Here is a 17,598-nt window from a genome sequence, read left to right as displayed (position 1 = left end):
GGCTGTTGCCGCTGGGGCAGGGTGACGGAATCCTCAGCTCCCCTTCAGCTTCACGCACCTACCGTTGTCGTATGACAGTCATGGCGGCGGAGGCCGGCCCCGCACCGCAGTGGATCAGCGACCTCATGGAGACGCTCGGCGCGCCCGGCGCCGGGCTGCTGATCGCGTTGGAGAACCTGTTCCCACCCCTGCCCAGCGAGATCATCCTCCCGCTCGCCGGGTTCGCGGCGAGCACGGGCGACATGAACCTGATCGCGGCCCTGCTGTGGACCACCGCCGGCTCGGTCATCGGCGCCATCGCGCTCTACGGTGTCGGCGCGCTCCTCGGCCGTGACCGCACCGTCGCCATCGCGGGACGTCTGCCCCTGGTGAAGGTCTCGGACATCGAGAAGACCGAGGCGTGGTTCCTCAAGCACGGCACCAAGGCGATCTTCTTCGGCCGGATGATCCCGGTCTTCCGCAGCCTGATCTCCGTGCCGGCCGGTGTGGAACGCATGCCGCTGCCCACGTTCACCCTGCTCACCACCCTCGGCAGTGCCATCTGGAACCTGATCTTCGTCCTCGCCGGCTACTTCCTCGGCGAGAACTGGGGAGAGGTGGTGTCGATCGTCTCCGCCTACTCGAAGGTCGTACTGGGCCTCGCCGTCCTCGCCGTACTGGCCTTCGTGGTCCTGCGGCTGTTCAAGAAGGGACCCGGCTCCCGCCGTCGCGGCGGCGGGAGCGACTCGGCCGGCACGGACGGCACCGTCGGCACGGTCGGGAGCGACACGGCCGCCTCGTCGTCTAACGGCAGGCGCTGAGGAACTCCCGCAGGATCCGCTCCCCCGCGGCCACCCCCCGTTCCGGCAGCGCGGTGACCGTGGGGGCCGCCCAGCCGCTGTCGGCGAGCTCCCCGTGCCCCGGGCGCCAGCCGCGGTCCGCCGCCAGCAGCAGATCGGCGTCCAGCAGGGAGTCCCCGGCCGCGAGCGTCAGCCCGGCACCGGTGCGGCGGGCCACCTCCCGCATCGCCGCGCTCTTGGTGAGCGGCTTCGGCACGGCGTAGAGCTTGCGGCCCTGGAGGGAGACCGTCCAGCCACGGTTCTCGGCCCAGACGGCGAGCTCCTTGACCCAGTCCTCGGGCAGCAGCTCACGTTCGAGGACGAGGTAGGCGAACAGGTCCTCCGCCACCCGGTGCTTGCGCGTCCAGAGCGGATCGGCGGTGGCCTCCAGGTGGGCGCGCACCTCGTCCAGCGGGGCGCACTCGTCGGCGAGCCGGGCCAGGACGCGCGCGTGCCAGTCCGGGTCCGAGACCCCGTCCACGAGCAGGTGGCCGCCGTTCGCGCAGATCGCGTACTTCGGTGCCGGGCCCGGCAGGTTGATCCGCTGGTACTGCGCGCGCGTCCGGGTCGTGGTCGGCACGAACACCGCCGCCTCCCCGAGCTCGGTGAGCAGCGCGGCGGAGGTCTCCGTCAGGTACGACAGCGGCTTGCCCTCGTACACCTCCACGCAGAGCAGCCGGGGCGCCTCCGGGTCGGGCGCGGTGAGCGCCAGCGCGGCGGTCGAGTAGATGAGCGTACGGTCGAGGTCGCTCGCCACCAGGACGGCGCCGTTCGTCACCTGGGTCACCTGGGACACCTGGGTCACCTGGAGGGCGTCCTCCGTCACCTGGCCGGCCATCAGACGGCCACCGCCTTTCCGTCGGCGCCGGTGGCGCCCCGTGTGTACCGGGGGTGGATCAGCCCCACACAGGTGTACGGGAGGCCGTCGACCTCCTCCACCGGTACCCCGCGCTGTTCGGCCAGCAGGCGTACGTGGTCGAGGTCGGCGCCCGCGCCGGCCCGCGCGAGAATCTTCCACGGAACGCGGCGCAGCAGGACGCGGGTGGTCTCGCCGACGCCCGGCTTCACGAGGTTGACGTCGTGGATGCCGTACTCCTCGCTGATCCGCTCGACGGCCGCCCAGCCCTCCCAGGTGGGGGTGCGGTCGGCGGAGAGCAGTTCCTCGGCCTTGGCGTCCACCGCGTCCGCGACCTCGGTGAAGCGGGCCGAGACGGCGTCCAGGAAGTCGTTCGACACGTCGGCGCCGGCGAGGTCGCGGTAGAACTTCGCACCGTGGTAGTCGTCCGGGCCGACCAGGTCCGCGCGGAGCACGGTGCGCGAGACCAGCCCGGAGACCGTGGAGTTGAGGCAGGCGGACGGGATGAGGAAGTCCTCGCGGGTGCCGTAGGTGCGCACGCAGGAGCCGGGGTCGGCGAGGACCGCGATCTCCGGGTCGAAGCCGGTGGTGCCGTCGGACACCTCGAAGTCCCGTACGGCCTCCGCGAGTTCCCGGGTGATGGCACCCTTCCCGGTCCAGCCGTCGACGAACACCACGTCGGCCGGGTCGTGGTGCGCGGCCAGCCAGCGCAGCGCGTTGGCGTCGATGCCGCGGCCGCGCACGATGGAGACGGCGTAGTGCGGCAGGTCGAGGCCGTGCCGGTGCAGCGCCCAGCGGCGCATCAGGACGCCGACGGGGGTGCCGGCGCGGGCGAGGGAGACCAGCACGGGCCGCGGCGACCTCTCCGCCAGCACGGTCTCGGTGACCACGCCCACGGCCCGGGCGATGCGCGCGGCGGAGGCGTCCAGGGCGCTGTGGAAGAGCGCCTGGTACTGCTCGCTGGGCTGGTACTCCACCGGCAGCGACTCCGCGTAGTGCGCTCCCCCGCTCTGGACGGCCTCCTCGCGCTCCTCGGTGGGCGCTTCCAATGTGACGTCCGAGAGGTCCTGCAGCAGCCAGCCGACCTCGTCGGGCGCGTACGAGGAGAAGGCGGGGCCGCGGAGGGGCTCGGGCAGCATGGGGAGCCTTTCGGGGGCGTGCGCAGGGGCGTGCGCGGGCGCGGGGACGTACGAGGGGAGGACCGCGAGCAGGACGTGCGGGACGTGCGCGGCCAGCCGGGCGAGCAGGCCGTCGGGGGCGTGCAGGGCCGGGGTGTCGGCAGCCGAGTCGACGACGGCGACGACCGCGTCGAAGCCGGCGCCCGCTACGTTGTAGGCGTAGCGCTCACCGGGGCCGTCGGCGGGGTCGTCGTGGGCGGGGAAGACGAGACGGCTGCGGATCGCGTAGCCGGGGTCGTCGACCGCGAGGACGGGTGAGCGGGTGGTGGTGGAGTAGCGCACCTCGGCACCAGTACCGGCGCCGGCCTCCGCACCAGTACCGGCAGCGGCCTCCGCACCAGTACCGGCGCCGGCACCGATCTGCCGCTCCAGCTCCACCGCCAGCCGCAACGGCGCGTACATCAGCTCCTCGAAGCCGAGCACGTGCACACGGAGCGTCCCGGCCGGGAGGGCGTCCGCGATCCTGCCCGCCATGGCGGGCAGCGTGTCCTCCAGGACCGTACGGTGCGCGGGGGTGAAGCCGTGCCGGCCGCCGTCGGGGACGCCGTGGGGCCAGCCGAGCTCGACGCGGGTGACCGACGGTGCCGCCGCGGTCGTAGGGACGGCCTCGGCCGCCTCGTGCTCCGCCACCAGCGCCCGTCCCTTCTCCAGCACGCCCTCAGGGAGCCGTACGGTCCCCGAGGCCGCCGCCACCAGGTCCACGCGGGCGCCGATCTCACGCGCGAACTCGTCCAGGCGCCCGAGGTCCGCCGCCGACCGCATGTCGACGAGCGCCACGATCACGTACCGCCCGCGCGGATAGCGCCCGTGCAGCTCGCGGATGGTGTTCAGGACCGTGTTGCCGGTGGAGAACTCGTCGTCGACCAGCACCAGCGGCCCGTCGCCCGCGAGCAGCGCCGGGTCCTCGGGCAGCAGCAGGTGGGAGGTGGCGTGGGAGTGCGACTCCTCGAAGCCGCCGGCCCGGGCCACGCCCGCGACGGGCCGCCGGGTGGAGTGGAGGTACGGCGCGAGGCCCACCCCGTCGGCGACCGAGTGCCCGAGGCCGGTGGCTGTCTCCGCGTACCCAAGGACCACGGCCGCGGCCGCCTCCCGGTCGCCGAGCAGTGCGCGCACCCGGCGTCCGAGGGCGACCCCGTGCCCGTACACGACGGACGGCGACTGGGGTACGTGCTTGCCGAGCACGTTCGACACCAGGAGGTGCGCGCGCTTGGGGTTGCGCCGGAGCGCGAGCCCGAGCAGACCGCGCAGCCGGTCACCGTTGTCACCGTTGTCACCGATGTCGCCGTTGCCACCGTCTTCACCGGCCAGTTCGACTCCGAGCCGCTCGGCGACCCAGGTCCCGGACCAGACCTCGTTGTTGTTCATCGGTTCCTTGCAGATACGTCGACGAGTACGTCGGCGGATACGTCGGCTTTGTCGTACGCGCGTACGCTCATACGCGCGTACGCCCCAGGGGCCGTCAGGCGGCCCGCTGCCCCGCCGCCAGCAGGTCCACGAAGCCGATGTCCTCGTTGGCGACGCCGAACACCTCGGCGCGCTGCAGGAGGCGCTCGGCCCAGGCGCGGTGCGGCTTCACCTCGTTCATCTTGTTCGTGTACGCGGACCGCAGCACGCCTCCGCCGCCGCGCTCGGGCCGGAGGATGTCCTGCGCGTCGCTGAACTCCTCGTGGCTGACCACCGACAGCGCGTGCACGGGCAGCACGTGCGAGGGGTGGATGCAGGTCTTGCCGAGGAGGCCGTTGGCCTGGTCCAGGGCGATCTCCCGCAGCAGGCCGTCCATCGCGTGCTCCAGCAGCGCCTGGCGCAGGCCGACGGCCTGCTGCTCCAGGAAGGGGCTGTGCCGCAGCTGGGGCTTGAAGACGCGCTCGGAGACCCGGAAGTACTCCCACACGGGCCCGGTCACCGTGAAGCCGGTGCCGTCCGCCCGGCCCAGCACGTTGACCACGTCCGCGATCACCGACGCCACGATCCGCACGTCGTAGGCGGTCATGTCGGGCGCCCGGCGCAGCGCGTACGAGGAGCAGAAGTCGGTGACGCCGAGGCGCAGCGCGAGCACCCGGTCGCGGTACTTGTCGACGGTGCGGGCGATGCCCTGCAGGGCCGCGACGCGCGTCTCCAGGTACAGCAGGTCGGGCGACTCCAGCACGGGCATCGCGAACAGCCGCCGTCCGCAGGCCGCCTCGGCCGCGGTGAGCGCCTCCAGGAACGGCACGCCCCGCTCCTCGGTGAACTTCGGCAGTACGAAACCGGACAGCAGCCGTACGTCCGTACCGAGGCGCCGTACGAGGTCGGGTATCTGCTCGGGGGCGCGGACCCGGACGAACAGGAGGGGGAGGTCCGCCGTCGGCCGGGTGGCGAGGTCGGCGAACTGCCGGACGAGGTTCTCCTCGGCGCCCGGGACCTCGGCGTCGTCGATGGAGTCCTCCAGGCAGAGCACCATGGAGACCACCCCGCGCCCGGCCTGCTTGATCACGTCGTCGGCCAGCCGGGGACGGGTGGCGGGACTGTAGAGGGTGGCCCCGAGAGCCGCCGCGAGGACGCGGGACGGGGAGTCGGCGGTGAAGACGGCCGGCTCCTGGTGGAAGAGGCGCTGACGCTCCTCAGGCGGGAGGTACCCGAAATGACGCATGTGAGTCCCTGGTGGCGGCTGGTCGGCCTGTCGAACGAGTGGCCGGTAATAGTACGTAGGGTTCCATGTCGGTGGTTCCCGCAGGGCATGAAGTTCCGGTAACGCGCACCTGCACAACCCCACCGGAACCGGTCGGCCCGGCCTGGATATACCCGCCCCCCGCGTTGTCGTGACCAGGACCGAGGAGGCAGGATGACCGCATGACGCACGCGATGCTGAAGGGGTCGAACGTCCCGCTGGACGCCACGGCGGTGCGCGCCGTGCTGCGCTGGACGACCGGGCAGGGCGTCCCGGACGTCGATGCCTCGGCGCTGCTCCTCGGCACCGACGGCCGCGTACGGTCCGACGAGGACTTCGTCTTCTACAACCAGCCTCGCCATCCTTCCGGCAAGGTCTGGCGGCTCGGCAAGAAGCGCGTCGCCGAGGGCCTGACCGACACGATCCAGACCGATCTGGCGGGGGTCGAGCCCGCCGTCGGACAGATTCTGCTGGTCGCCTCGGCCGACGACGTCACCTTCGACCGCGTACAGTCGCTGCGCATCCTGCTGTACGACGCCACCGTGGCCGACGCGGAACCGCTCGCGTACTTCGACATCGCGCCGGAGACCGGCGAGGAGACTGCGCTGATCTGCGGGGAGCTGTACCGGCGCGGCGGCGGCTGGAAGTTCCGCGCGCTCGGCGAGGGCTACACCAACGGTCTGCAGGGGCTCGCGACGGACTTCGGCATCTCGGTGGACGAGTCAGAAGCCGCCGCGCAGGCCGAGGCCGCCGCGCAGTCGGAGGCGGCCGCGCAGGCATACGAGCTGCAGGCCCCCGCCGCGCAGTCCGCCGAGTCCCAGGCCGCCGAGACGCAGGCTCCGGACGCCTCCGTGCCCCTCCCCCCGGAGCAGCCCACGTCGGGGGTGCCCCAGCAGCCGGCTTACGGCTATCCCCCGGCGGCGCCCACCCAGCCGACGGGCCGGCCCGCGTACGGCTATCCGCAGCCGGCCGCCGCACAGGCGGAGCGCCCCGCCTACGGCTATCCGCACCCGCAGCAGCCGCCCGTGACCTCGGGCGCGGCCCCGGCGTACGGCTACCCGCAGCCCACCGGAGCCCTGCCGGACCCGGACTTCACCCTCCCGCCGCAGGGGCCGCAGTTCATCGGCCGCTAGGACCGTGACCGGCAGCACCGCGACCGGCAGCCGGTAGCCGTCAGCGGTCCGCCTTCGTCTTGTGGCCGCGCCCCCACTGCAGTCCCCACCCGTACAGGCGGTCGAGCTCCCCCTGGAAGCCGTACACGTACTTCACCTCGCGGCGGACGACGATCTCGTCCTTGACGTTCTCGATCATCACCACCGCGCAGGACCGCGCCTCGGGCTGGCGCTCGTCGAGGTTGATCTCGATCCGCGGGCCGTTGCTCGGGTAGAGCGTGACGGAGGCCTGGGTACGGTCGAAGGCCGGGGTCTGGTCGTAGATGTAGACGAACACCAGGAGCCGCTTGATGGCGTCGCGGTGGTCGAGGTTGACGTACACCGTCTCGCCGGTCCCGGAGCCGAACCGGTCGTCACCGCTGAGCTTCACGTACGGCGGGGCGTTGGTGTCGCCCAGGAAGCCGCCGAGCGGCTGGACCACGCCCTTGGTGCCGCTCTGCATCTCGTACATGACGCCGAGGTCGAGGTCGACGTTGACCATGCTCTGGGTGTGGCCCTGGACCTCGTCCGGCTTGAGCGCCTGGAAGGGGTGGCGCAGCAGGCTCGGGCGCCGGATGCCTATGTCGGAGGTGCGCATCCGCCAGGAGAGGTTGATGCGTAGGTGGCCGGTCGCCGCGCCCTGTTTGGTGAGCGAGACCCGCTGGTGCCGTTTGGTGAGTTCGATCGAGTTGGTCGCCGCGTTGCCGGCGTCGAATTCCGCCGCGCGGCTGCCGCGCAGGCTGTCCAGGAAGCCCATCTCCCGCCCCCATGCTGTCCGTGTCCGTACCGGTGTGCCGTGGTGGACCGCCGCGGGGCGGCCACCGGGGAGCGATCCCCGGTGGCCGCCCCGTTCGAAGCGTTCCTCACCCCGGTCCCGTTCACACCCGCGGGAACGGGGCGCAGTCGACACGTGGCTCCGACGCTCCGGAGCGAACCGGACCTCCACTGTTCACACCGGTCTCGTGACCGGGTCAGACGCCGGAGGACACCTCCGCCTTGGAGGAGTCAGCTTTTCCCTCGGCGGCCGCGAGTGCCTTGTTGCGGCGGACGGAGGACCAGAAGGACGCGCCGATCAGGACCACGCCGACGAGACCGGTGATGATCTCGTTGATCTCGTACTGGATGGTCACCAGCAGGATCACCGCGAGCGCACCGATCGCGTAGTGCGCGCCGTGCTCCAGGTAGACGTAGTCGTCCAGGGTGCCCTGGCGCACCAGGTACACGGTGAGGGAGCGGACGTACATGGCGCCGATGCCCAGGCCCAGCGCCATCAGCACGATGTCGTTGGTGATGGCGAAGGCGCCGATGACGCCGTCGAAGGAGAAGGAGGCGTCCAGGACCTCGAGGTAGAGGAACATGAAGAAGGCCGCCTTGCCGGCCAGCTTCACCGCCGAGACCGGCTTGCCCTGCCGCTTGGCCTCCTCCTCGGCCTCGTGCTCGCGCTCCTCGCCCTCCTCCAATTTCTCCTCGAAGAAGCCGGACAGGCCGCCGACGACCAGATAGGTGATCAGGCCCGCCAGGCCGGAGATCAGGACCGTCTGCGCCTTGTCGACGTGGGTGCCGCCGTGCTGGTGGGCGTGGGTGGCGAAGGTCATCGCGGTGATCAGCAGGACGATCATCGCGATGCAGGCCGAGAGCATGTCGATCCGGCCGAGCTTGGCCAGCGGCCGCTCCAGCCAGGCCAGCCACTTGTGCTCACGGTCCTCGAAGAGGAAGTCCAGGAAGATCATCAGCAGGAACATGCCACCGAACGCGGCGATCGCCGGGTGCGCGTCGGTGACGTACTGCTGGTACTGGTCCTTGTCGTTGAGCGCGAGGTCGACGGCCTCGATCGGGCCGAGCTGGGCGCTGATGGCGACGATGACGACGGGGAAGACCAGCCGCATGCCGAAGACGGCGATCAGGATGCCGATGGTGAGGAAGATCTTCTGCCAGAAGGCATTCATCTTCTTCAGGATTCCGGCGTTGACAACGGCGTTGTCGAAGGACAGCGAGATCTCGAGGATGGACAGGATGGCCACGACACCGAAGCCGGCCCACCCTCCGTAGAACACCGCTGCGACCAGGCCGAGCGCGGTGACCGCGAACGACCAGCCGAAGGTTTTCAGTACCACTGGCTACCCAATCGTATGTAAACGGGGTTCCCCCGCGCCGTGCGCGGTATTACGAAACGTTGACCCCGAAGTCTAGAGCGATGCCCCGGAGTCCGGACGCGTACCCCTGTCCGACAGCACGGAACTTCCACTCACCGCCATGCCGGTAAACCTCTCCGAAAATCATGGCGGTTTCCGTGGAGGCGTCCTCACTCAGGTCGTAGCGCGCGAGCTCCCGCCCGTCGGCCTGGTCGACGACCCGGATGAAGGCGTTGCTGATCTGCCCGAAGGCCTGGCCGCGCTCGTCGGCGGCATGGATGGAGACCGGGAAGACGATCTTGTCGCAGTTGGCCGGCACCTTGGACAGGTCGACGATGATGGACTCGTCGTCCCCGTCGCCCTCACCGGTGAGGTTGTCGCCGGTGTGCTCCACGGAGCCGTCCGGGCTGGTCAGGTTGTTGTAGAAGACGAACCACTCGTCGCCGAGGATCCGGCCCCCGCTGCACAGCAGGGCGCTGGCGTCCAGGTCGAAGTCGGCGCCCGTGGTGGTGCGGACGTCCCAGCCGAGCCCGATCGTCACCTTGGTGAGGTTCGGCGCGGCTTTGGAGAGGGAGACGTTGCCTCCCTTGGCGAGCGTGACGCCCATGGTGCGGGTCCTCCCCGGAGTCGGAGTGTTCGTGTGGTGAGCGCGTCCGGCGCCGCACTCGACGAGGTGCGGCGCCGGACGGGTACGTGCTCTGCGTGCCGGGTGCTGCCGGTCAGACGTTCACACCGAAGTCCTGGGCGATGCCGCGCAGGCCGGAGGCGTAGCCCTGGCCGATGGCCCGGAACTTCCACTCCGCGCCGTGGCGGTACAGCTCGCCGAAGACCATGGCGGTCTCGGTCGAGGCGTCCTCGGACAGGTCGTAGCGGGCGATCTCGGCGCCGCCGGCCTGGTTGACCACGCGGATGAACGCGTTGCGCACCTGGCCGAAGGACTGCTGGCGGTTCTCGGCGTCGTAGATGGAGACCGGGAAGACGATCTTCTCGATCTCGGCCGGGACCCCGGCGAGGTTGACCTTGATCTGCTCGTCGTCGCCCTCGCCCTCACCGGTGAGGTTGTCGCCGGTGTGTTCGACCGAGCCGTCCGGGCTCTTGAGGTTGTTGAAGAACACGAAGTTCTGGTCGCTGCCGACCTTGCCGGACGCGTCGATCAGCAGGGCGCTGGCGTCCAGGTCGAAGTCGGTGCCGGTCGTGGTGCGGACGTCCCACCCCAGACCGACGATGACCGCGGTCAGGCCCGGGGCCTCCTTGGTCAGTGATACGTTGCCGCCCTTGCTGAGGCTGACTCCCACGGGTCCTCCCATTTGGTGTCCAGGGGCGAAGCCCCGTCGTGCGTTGCCCAGGATCTACGAGTCGATCCTAATGACGGGTTCCCACCCGTCGCAGGCCCCGGGAGTGAGAAATCACAAGGTGTCGAGGGCTTTGACGTACTCGTTCAGGTCCCGGGCGTCCGGGAGGGCGTTGACGACCCTCCAACGGACGACACCCTTCTTGTCGATGATGAAGGTGCCGCGGACCGCGCAGCCCTTCTCCTCGTCGAAGACGCCGTACGCGCGCGAGACGGCGCCGTGCGGCCAGAAGTCGGAGAGCAGCGGGTACTCCAGGTCCTCCTGTTCGGCGAAGACGCGCAGGGTGTGGATGGAGTCGTTGGACACGGCGAGCAGCCGGGTGTTCTCGTCCACGAACCGCGGCAGGTTCTCCTGGAGCTCGCGCAGCTCGCCGGTGCACACGCCGGTGAAGGCGAACGGGTAGAACAGCAGCACCACGTTCTTCGCGCCGCGGTGGTCCGAGAGCCGCACGGTGGCGCCGTGGTTGTCCTTGAGCTCGAACTCGGGAGCCTGCTCGCCGGCCTGGATCGCCATGGTTCCGCGTTCCCTTCCCTGGGCTGTTCCGTTGAGGCCACCCTACGCAGCGCCGGCACACCCCATCGCGGGAGGTCACCCTCGTGGCTCACGCCGGCGGACCCCACCGCGCACGACGGACGGGTGCGACCAGGGGTCGGGGATTGCTCCGGGCGGGTGAGCGGGCCGGAGCGGATGCGTGGGCACGACTGCCGGTGCAGGGGCACGGCTGCGGGCGCGGCCGGGAAGGCCGGGCAGGGCCCGGGGGCACCGGGCCGGGGCACGCGGAGCGGGTGCGGGTGTGCTCCCGGAGTATCCCGGAAGAAGTCTGCGGGCGGCCGGGCAGGGCCGGGGCGTGAGCCCCGGGGACGGCCCGGTCCGCCCGCGGAGCGTCACCGCTTCGTCTTGGCCGCCTTCGGCGTCACCAGCCGGCTGCCGCTCCAGTCCTTGCCGACGCTGACGCTCTTCGACGCGGACAGCCCGGCGGTCGTCGCGGCTTCCGAGATGTCACTCGGCTCCACGTAACCGTCGCGGCCCGTCTTCGGCGTCAGCAGCAGGATCGAGCCACCCTCTTCGATGTACGTGGTGGCGTCCACCAGCGCATCCGTCAGGTCGCCGTCATCGTCGCGGAACCACAGCACCACGGCGTCGGCCACGTCGTCGTATTCCTCGTCGACGAGCGGGCTGCCGACTACTTCCTCAATGGCCTCGCGGAGCTCCTGGTCGACGTCGTCGTCGAAGCCGATCTCCTGGACCACCTGCTCGGGCTGGAACCCCAGCCTTGCGGCAGGGTTCGTCCGCTCCTCCGCGTGGTCCGCGGTCGCGCTCACGGGTTGCCTCCTGATCATGTTCGGGTGGGGTCGCCCCCGGGGAAGTTCAGCCACGCGCGTGCGCGAGGCTTGGCCGTAGTCCACACGGGCGGGACGGATCGCGCAAGTACCCAGCCTTCGAGACCGCCGAAACGGTGACGATCCCGGCCGTGTCACCGCAACTCCAGCAGTGGAATTACCACCAAGAGTGCCTCACACCCCACCGTTCTGCCCGGTATGTGCATTCACCAGTCCTTCGAGGGTACGAGACTCGAATGCCTTTGCGGAACACGTCACGACGCGGGCGTATCGTTGCGTTTTGCCGGGCCCGTCCCCGGCGCCCGCGCGAACGTTTCCACTACCCCACGGTAGAGATGACGTGCGCCTTCCCGAGGTACACGATGGGAAACGGTGCAGGCACAGACAGAAGCGTGCCCCTCTGACAGTGAAGGAACAGCGTGGTTTCCGGAGCCGATCGCAACCCGATCATCATTGGCGGCCTTCCGAGCCAGGTCCCTGACTTCGACCCCGAGGAGACCCAGGAGTGGCTGGACTCGCTCGACGCCGCCGTCGACGAACGCGGCCGTGAGCGGGCCCGCTATCTGATGCTCCGGCTGATCGAGCGCGCCCGCGAGAAGCGCGTGGCCGTGCCCGAGATGCGCAGCACCGACTACGTCAACACCATTGCCACCAAGGACGAACCGTTCTTCCCGGGCAACGAGGAGATCGAGCGCCGGATCCTCAACGCCACCCGGTGGAACGCCGCCGTGATGGTGTCCAGGGCCCAGCGCCCGGGCATCGGGGTCGGCGGTCACATCGCGACGTTCGCCTCCTCCGCCTCGCTGTACGACGTGGGCTTCAACCACTTCTTCCGTGGCAAGGACCGGGGGGACGGGGGCGACCAGGTCTTCTTCCAGGGGCACGCCTCCCCCGGCATCTACGCCCGCGCCTTCCTCCTGGACCGGCTGAGCGAGCAGCACCTCGACGGCTTCCGGCAGGAGAAGTCGAAGGCGCCGCACGCGTTGTCGAGCTATCCGCACCCGCGGTCGATGCCCGACTTCTGGGAGTTCCCGACCGTGTCGATGGGACTCGGCCCGATCGGCGCGATCTTCCAGGCCCGGATGAACCGTTACATGGAGGCCCGCGGGATCGCGGACACCTCCAGGAGCCATGTGTGGGCCTTCCTCGGCGACGGGGAGATGGACGAGCCGGAGTCGCTGGGGCAGCTGTCCATCGCCGCCCGCGAGGGCCTCGACAACCTGACCTTCGTCGTCAACTGCAACCTCCAGCGCCTGGACGGCCCGGTGCGCGGCAACGGGAAGATCATCCAGGAGCTGGAGTCGGTCTTCCGGGGCGCCGGCTGGAACGTCATCAAGCTGGTCTGGGACCGGTCCTGGGACCCGCTGCTGGCGCAGGACCGGGACGGCGTGCTGGTCAACCGGATGAACACCACGCCGGACGGCCAGTTCCAGACGTACGCCACCGAGACCGGCGGGTACATCCGCGACCACTTCTTCGGCGACGACCACCGGCTGCGGGCGATGGTCTCGGACATGACCGACGACCAGATCCTGTACCTGGGCCGCGGCGGTCACGACCACCGGAAGATCTTCGCGGCGTACAAGGCGGCCGTCGAGCACAAGGGACAGCCGACGGTCATCCTGGCCAAGACGGTCAAGGGCTGGACGCTGGGCCCCAACTTCGAGGGCCGCAACGCCACGCACCAGATGAAGAAGCTCACCGTCGCCGACCTCAAGGGCTTCCGCGACCGCCTGCACCTGCCGATCCCGGACGAGGAGCTGGAGTCCGGCCTGCCGCCGTACTACCACCCGGGCCGGGACTCGGAGGAGATCCAGTACATGCACGACCGGCGCAAGTCGCTGGACGGGTACGTCCCGACGCGTGTCGTGCGGCCGAAGGCGCTGGAGCTGCCCGGCGACAAGGTGTACGCGACCGTGAAGAAGGGGTCGGGCCAGCAGTCCATCGCCACCACCATGGCGTTCGTACGGCTGCTGAAGGACCTCATGCGGGACAAGGAGATCGGCAAGCGGTTCGTGCTGATCGCGCCCGACGAGTACCGCACCTTCGGCATGGATTCCTTCTTCCCGAGCGCGAAGATCTACAACCCCCTCGGGCAGCAGTACGAGTCCGTGGACCGCGAACTGCTGCTCGCCTACAAGGAGTCGCCGACCGGGCAGATGCTGCACGACGGCATCTCGGAGGCGGGCTGCACAGCCTCTCTGGTCGCGGCGGGCTCGGCGTACGCCACGCACGGCGAGCCGCTCATCCCGGTCTACGTCTTCTACTCGATGTTCGGTTTCCAGCGCACCGGTGACCAGTTCTGGCAGATGGCCGACCAGTTGTCGCGCGGTTTCGTGCTGGGCGCGACGGCCGGCCGGACGACGCTGACCGGTGAGGGGCTCCAGCACGCCGACGGGCACTCGCAGTTGCTCGCCTCGACGAACCCGGCGTGCGTCGCGTACGACCCGGCGTTCGGCTTCGAGATCGCGCACATCGTGCAGGACGGTCTGCGCCGGATGTACGGCGGGGACGAGCAGCATCCCGGGGGCGAGGACGTCTTCTACTACCTGACCGTCTACAACGAGCCCATCCAGCACCCGGCCGAGCCGGAGGACGTGGACGTCGAGGGCATCCTGAAGGGCGTGTACCGCTTCAGCGCGGGGACGGAGGGCGAGATCGCGGCCCAGATCATGGCCTCCGGTGTCGCCGTGCCGTGGGCGGTCGAGGCGCAGCGGATCCTCGCCGAGGAGTGGAACGTCCGTGCGGACGTCTGGTCGGCGACCTCCTGGAACGAGCTGCGGCGCGAGGCGGTCGCCGTGGAGGAGCACAACTTCCTGCACCCCGAGGAGGAGCAGCGCGTCCCGTACGTGACGCGGAAGCTGAGCGGTGCCGAGGGGCCGTTCGTGGCCGTCTCCGACTGGATGCGCAGCGTTCCCGACCAGATCGCGCGGTGGGTACCGGGGACGTACAGCTCGCTGGGCGCGGACGGGTTCGGCTTCGCCGACACGCGCGGGGCGGCCCGCCGGTTCTTCCACATCGACGCGCAGTCGATCGTGGTGGCCGTGCTGACGGAGCTGGCGCGGGAGGGGAAGGTGGACCGGTCGGCGCTGAAGCAGGCCATCGACCGGTACCAGTTGCTGGACGTCGCCGCGGCGGACCCGGGGCCCGCGGGCGGCGACGCGTAGCGTCCGTCCCCCGTCCGAGCATCACGGAAGGGCCCCTCGGCTGCGGCCGAGGGGCCCTTCGTCGCGCGGCTTCCCGTGGGTCAGAAGGCTCCGAACCCGAGGGAGGCGGCGCCGACCAGCGCGATGATCGACAGGACGGTGACGATGCCGCCCAGCACCACGGCGATCAGTGCCGGGACGGAGGCGCTGCCGTTCCACGAGCGCCCCATGGCCAGCCAACCGCAGACGACCGCCGCGGGCCCGAGGATGATGCCCGCCACGAAGAAGCCCGCGATCGCGCAGATGGCTCCGATGATTCCCAGGGTCGCGCGATCCGGCCCGCTCCGTGACCCCGTACGGCCACTCGAGCGGGGGTACCTGCGCGTGCTGTTGCCGAAGCCCGCCATCATCAACTCCCATGCCATTGCCGTCAGTTCGGGTCCGTGATAACGCGGGTACCCCTGCTTCCCAGCTTGAACCAGCCCCCTCCCGTGCACGGCAGGAGCGCGGCCCCACCGCGGCTCCGGGGCCCGGCGCGGGAGAGCGGCGTCGACTCCGCCCGTGAGCCGACGGCCGCTCGTCCCGGCGCCGTAGCTTCCGCGCCGGCCGCGCGCCGGCCGAGAAGTGACGTACGGGCCGCGGCGGACGACGGGGGCGTGCGGGCCGAGGCGCCGTGCCGCACGACACGAAGAGGGACCAAAGGGGCGAATGCGACTCGCTCCATCGAAACGTGATCCCGGTCACTCGATTGACGTGAGACCCTTCCGTTCTCCTAGTGTGTCCTTCCAGTGACTTCCTTCGACACCTCCCCCCAACTGAACGTCTGGCGCATGTTGCTCGCGTTGGCCGTGGTGTTCGTGATGCTCGCGACCACCGGCTGGACCGCGATCCGCGCCCACCGCGGGTCCTCGCCCCTGCAGACGTCGCTCTCCGCGTGGCAGCACGGGCGCATCGACGGCCGCGCGCTGCCGGACACCGGCTCCTCCCCGGGCCGGATGGCCGAATTCTTCGCCTCGCTCACCACGGCGCAGCGCCTCGGTCTCGTCCGCCGCTATCCGCTCGCGGTCGGCAACATGAACGGCGTCCCCGTCGCCCTGCGGTACAGAGCCAACCGCGTCGCGCTCGCCCAACAGCGTGAGATCGAGGAGAAACGCACGCACGACACCCGGTTGTCCTCGCTCGGCCAGTACGAGGCGGGCCGCCGGATGCACCGCTTCGCGGACCTGATGGACCGTGAGCGGCAGATCCTCGCCTTCGACCCCGAGGGCTCGGGCCGGATCGCCGAGGTCTTCGGCGACCTCGACGCGGCCGAGCGGATCTCGGTGGTGGTGCCCGGCGTCGACACCGACGTGCTCACCTTCCAGCGCTCGTACCGCGCGTACTCGGCGCCCGTCGGGATGGCGCGCTCCCTGTACGAGGCCGAGCGCGCGGTCGATCCCGCGACCCGCACCGCCGTGATCGCCTGGGCCGACTACACCGCGCCCAGCGGGCTCGGCATGGAGGCCGCCACCGCGCTGCGCGCCGAGCGGGGCGCCGTCCGGCTGGACCAGCTGGTGCGCGGGCTGCCCGGCCGGTCGCCCGTCGCGCTGTACTGCCACAGCTACGGCTCGGTGGTGTGCGGGATCGCCGCGCCGGCCCTGCCGGGGCGGGTGACGGACATCGCGGTCGCGGGAAGTCCCGGAATGCGCGTCGAGAAGGTGTCCCAGCTGCGCACCTCGGCCCGCGTCTGGGCGACGCGGGACGCCGACGACTGGATCGCGGACGTGCCGTACATGGAGGTCGGCGGGCTCGGCCACGGCGCCGATCCGGTGTCGGCGGAGTTCGGGGCCCGGGTGGTGTCGGCCGCGGGCGCGCAGGGGCACGCGGGGTACTTCGCGCCCGGTACGGAGAGCCTGCGCAACTTCGCCGAGATCGGTGTTGGCGCGTATCGCGCGGTCCGCTGCGCGCACGGCGGACACCAGGATGACGCGTGCGGAAGGGCCCTGTCCGCAACCGCCGCCGCCTGACGCGCGTAGAAATCGAAGGAACCACGGCCGACCTGAGGAGGGGACGAAGACGCGCCTCACGCATACGATGAGCCGCATGGGTGATGTACTGGCCGGATTTCATGCCGCCTGGGAGTTCGAGTCCGACTCCGTGCTCATCCGCTTCGAACGGGGAATCCGCACGCCGAAGCTCTTCCAGGCGCTCGGCGAACGCCGCATCCCCTTGGAGGCGATCGCCGGGGTCACGCTGACGCCGGGCAGGCGCGGGACCGTAGTGCTGCGCGCCGAGCCGCGGCCGGGCGCCGATCCGCTGGTGGAGGCCGCCGCGGGCCAGCTGAAGGAGTCGGGCGATCCGTACCGCCTCGTGCTGCCGGCCGAGCGGGAGACCCTCGCCGAGTACTACGCGGACGAGCTGCGGGCCCGGCTGCCTCCGGCGGACGGACCGGCGGAGCGCCACCTGGTGGCCCCGCCCGAAGCGCCGCGGCAGTTCAAGGCGTACGACGCGAAGGCGTCCTTCGACGGCACGTCGGTGACGTTCCGGTGGTTCTGGACCGGGGCCTCCTCCGCGAAGTGGAAGGCGGGCGACCAGAGTTTCCCGGTGCACGAGCTGAGCGGGGTCGAGTGGCGCTCGCCCGAGGTGTTCGAGGGCCATCTGCGGCTGCTGCGCCGTGACCCGGCCGTGCCGTCGGCGGTGTCGTCGGCCGCGCCGACCGCGCAGGCCGACCAGGACCCGGCCGCGGTCGTCTTCGGGCTCGGCTACGGCCCGGTACACGAGTCGCTGCCGTTCGCCGCCGCGGTGCTGGCCGCGGTGCGCGCCGCGGGCCCGGTGCCCGCGGCGGTCGAGCAGGCAGCGGTCCGCCGCCGCGACCCGGCCGACATCGCCGACCGCATCCGCCACCTCGGTGAGCTGCACCAGGCGGGGCTGGTGACGGACGAGGAGTTCACGACGAAGAAGACGGAACTGCTGTCGGAACTGTGACCGGGGCGGGGCCC

At 70.7% G+C, this 17,598-nt stretch carries 15 protein-coding genes; 5 read left to right on the top strand and 10 right to left on the bottom strand.

The window, feature by feature from the left end; all coding sequences use genetic code 11:
- Nucleotides 1–71 precede the first annotated feature (71 nt).
- Nucleotides 72–800, top strand: coding sequence for a DedA family protein (locus UW392_RS49420; protein ID WP_320781951.1), 729 nt, complete (start codon nt 72–74; stop codon nt 798–800).
- Here UW392_RS49420 and UW392_RS49415 read toward each other — a convergent pair.
- From UW392_RS49415 to UW392_RS49405, 3 genes are all read right to left on the bottom strand, one after another.
- Nucleotides 784–1,656: an HAD family hydrolase gene (locus tag UW392_RS49415; protein WP_320781950.1), complete on the bottom strand. Its 873-nt coding sequence runs from the start codon at nt 1,654–1,656 to the stop codon at nt 784–786. The genes UW392_RS49420 and UW392_RS49415 overlap by 17 nt on opposite strands.
- Nucleotides 1,656–4,217 carry a phosphoribosyltransferase gene (locus UW392_RS49410; protein ID WP_320781949.1) on the bottom strand — a complete coding sequence of 854 codons (2,562 nt, stop codon included), beginning with the start codon at nt 4,215–4,217 and terminating at the stop codon, nt 1,656–1,658. The genes UW392_RS49415 and UW392_RS49410 overlap by 1 nt, the downstream gene beginning before the upstream one ends.
- A gap of 94 nt (nt 4,218–4,311) precedes the next feature.
- Nucleotides 4,312–5,481, bottom strand: a complete 1,170-nt coding sequence (locus UW392_RS49405) for an HpcH/HpaI aldolase/citrate lyase family protein (RefSeq protein ID WP_320781948.1) — start codon at nt 5,479–5,481, stop codon at nt 4,312–4,314.
- A gap of 200 nt (nt 5,482–5,681) precedes the next feature.
- Between UW392_RS49405 and UW392_RS49400 the strand changes: the two genes are divergently transcribed.
- On the top strand, nt 5,682–6,632 hold the full coding sequence (locus UW392_RS49400) for a TerD family protein (protein WP_320781947.1): 951 nt from the start codon (nt 5,682–5,684) through the stop codon (nt 6,630–6,632).
- 40 nt (nt 6,633–6,672) lie between these two features.
- Here UW392_RS49400 and UW392_RS49395 read toward each other — a convergent pair whose 3' ends face one another.
- From UW392_RS49395 to UW392_RS49370, 6 genes are all read right to left on the bottom strand, one after another.
- On the bottom strand, nt 6,673–7,407 hold the full coding sequence (locus UW392_RS49395) for a Tellurium resistance (protein ID WP_320781946.1): 735 nt from the start codon (nt 7,405–7,407) through the stop codon (nt 6,673–6,675).
- A gap of 214 nt (nt 7,408–7,621) precedes the next feature.
- A complete protein-coding gene (locus UW392_RS49390) occupies nt 7,622–8,764 on the bottom strand; it encodes a DUF475 domain-containing protein (RefSeq protein WP_320781945.1) in 1,143 nt (380 codons plus the stop codon).
- A gap of 49 nt (nt 8,765–8,813) precedes the next feature.
- Nucleotides 8,814–9,389, bottom strand: a complete 576-nt coding sequence (locus UW392_RS49385; protein WP_320781944.1) for a TerD family protein — start codon at nt 9,387–9,389, stop codon at nt 8,814–8,816.
- 112 nt (nt 9,390–9,501) lie between these two features.
- Complete coding sequence (locus UW392_RS49380; RefSeq protein WP_320781943.1) at nt 9,502–10,077, bottom strand: TerD family protein; 576 nt, start codon at nt 10,075–10,077, stop codon at nt 9,502–9,504.
- 111 nt (nt 10,078–10,188) lie between these two features.
- Nucleotides 10,189–10,647: a peroxiredoxin gene (locus tag UW392_RS49375; RefSeq protein WP_320781942.1), complete on the bottom strand. Its 459-nt coding sequence runs from the start codon at nt 10,645–10,647 to the stop codon at nt 10,189–10,191.
- Nucleotides 10,648–11,018: 371 nt separating this feature from the next.
- Nucleotides 11,019–11,456 carry a DUF3052 domain-containing protein gene (locus UW392_RS49370; RefSeq protein WP_320781941.1) on the bottom strand — a complete coding sequence of 146 codons (438 nt, stop codon included), beginning with the start codon at nt 11,454–11,456 and terminating at the stop codon, nt 11,019–11,021.
- Between the two features lie 437 nt (nt 11,457–11,893).
- Here UW392_RS49370 and aceE point away from each other — a divergent pair, with 437 nt between their 5' ends.
- Complete coding sequence (aceE, locus tag UW392_RS49365; RefSeq protein WP_320781940.1) at nt 11,894–14,641, top strand: pyruvate dehydrogenase (acetyl-transferring), homodimeric type; 2,748 nt, start codon at nt 11,894–11,896, stop codon at nt 14,639–14,641.
- Nucleotides 14,642–14,721: 80 nt separating this feature from the next.
- Here aceE and UW392_RS49360 read toward each other — a convergent pair whose 3' ends face one another.
- Complete coding sequence (locus UW392_RS49360; RefSeq protein ID WP_320781995.1) at nt 14,722–15,027, bottom strand: small hydrophobic protein; 306 nt, start codon at nt 15,025–15,027, stop codon at nt 14,722–14,724.
- A gap of 381 nt (nt 15,028–15,408) precedes the next feature.
- Between UW392_RS49360 and UW392_RS49355 the strand changes: the two genes are divergently transcribed.
- Complete coding sequence (locus UW392_RS49355) at nt 15,409–16,626, top strand: alpha/beta hydrolase (RefSeq protein WP_320781939.1); 1,218 nt, start codon at nt 15,409–15,411, stop codon at nt 16,624–16,626.
- Between the two features lie 76 nt (nt 16,627–16,702).
- Nucleotides 16,703–17,584: a DUF4429 domain-containing protein gene (locus UW392_RS49350; RefSeq protein ID WP_320781938.1), complete on the top strand. Its 882-nt coding sequence runs from the start codon at nt 16,703–16,705 to the stop codon at nt 17,582–17,584.
- The last annotated feature ends 14 nt before the right edge of the window (nt 17,585–17,598 follow it).

This window comes from Streptomyces sp. CRN 30, from assembly GCF_034105845.1.
The sequence above is the reverse complement of the archived record's forward strand: the minus strand, read 5'-3'. Positions and strand labels throughout refer to the sequence as shown.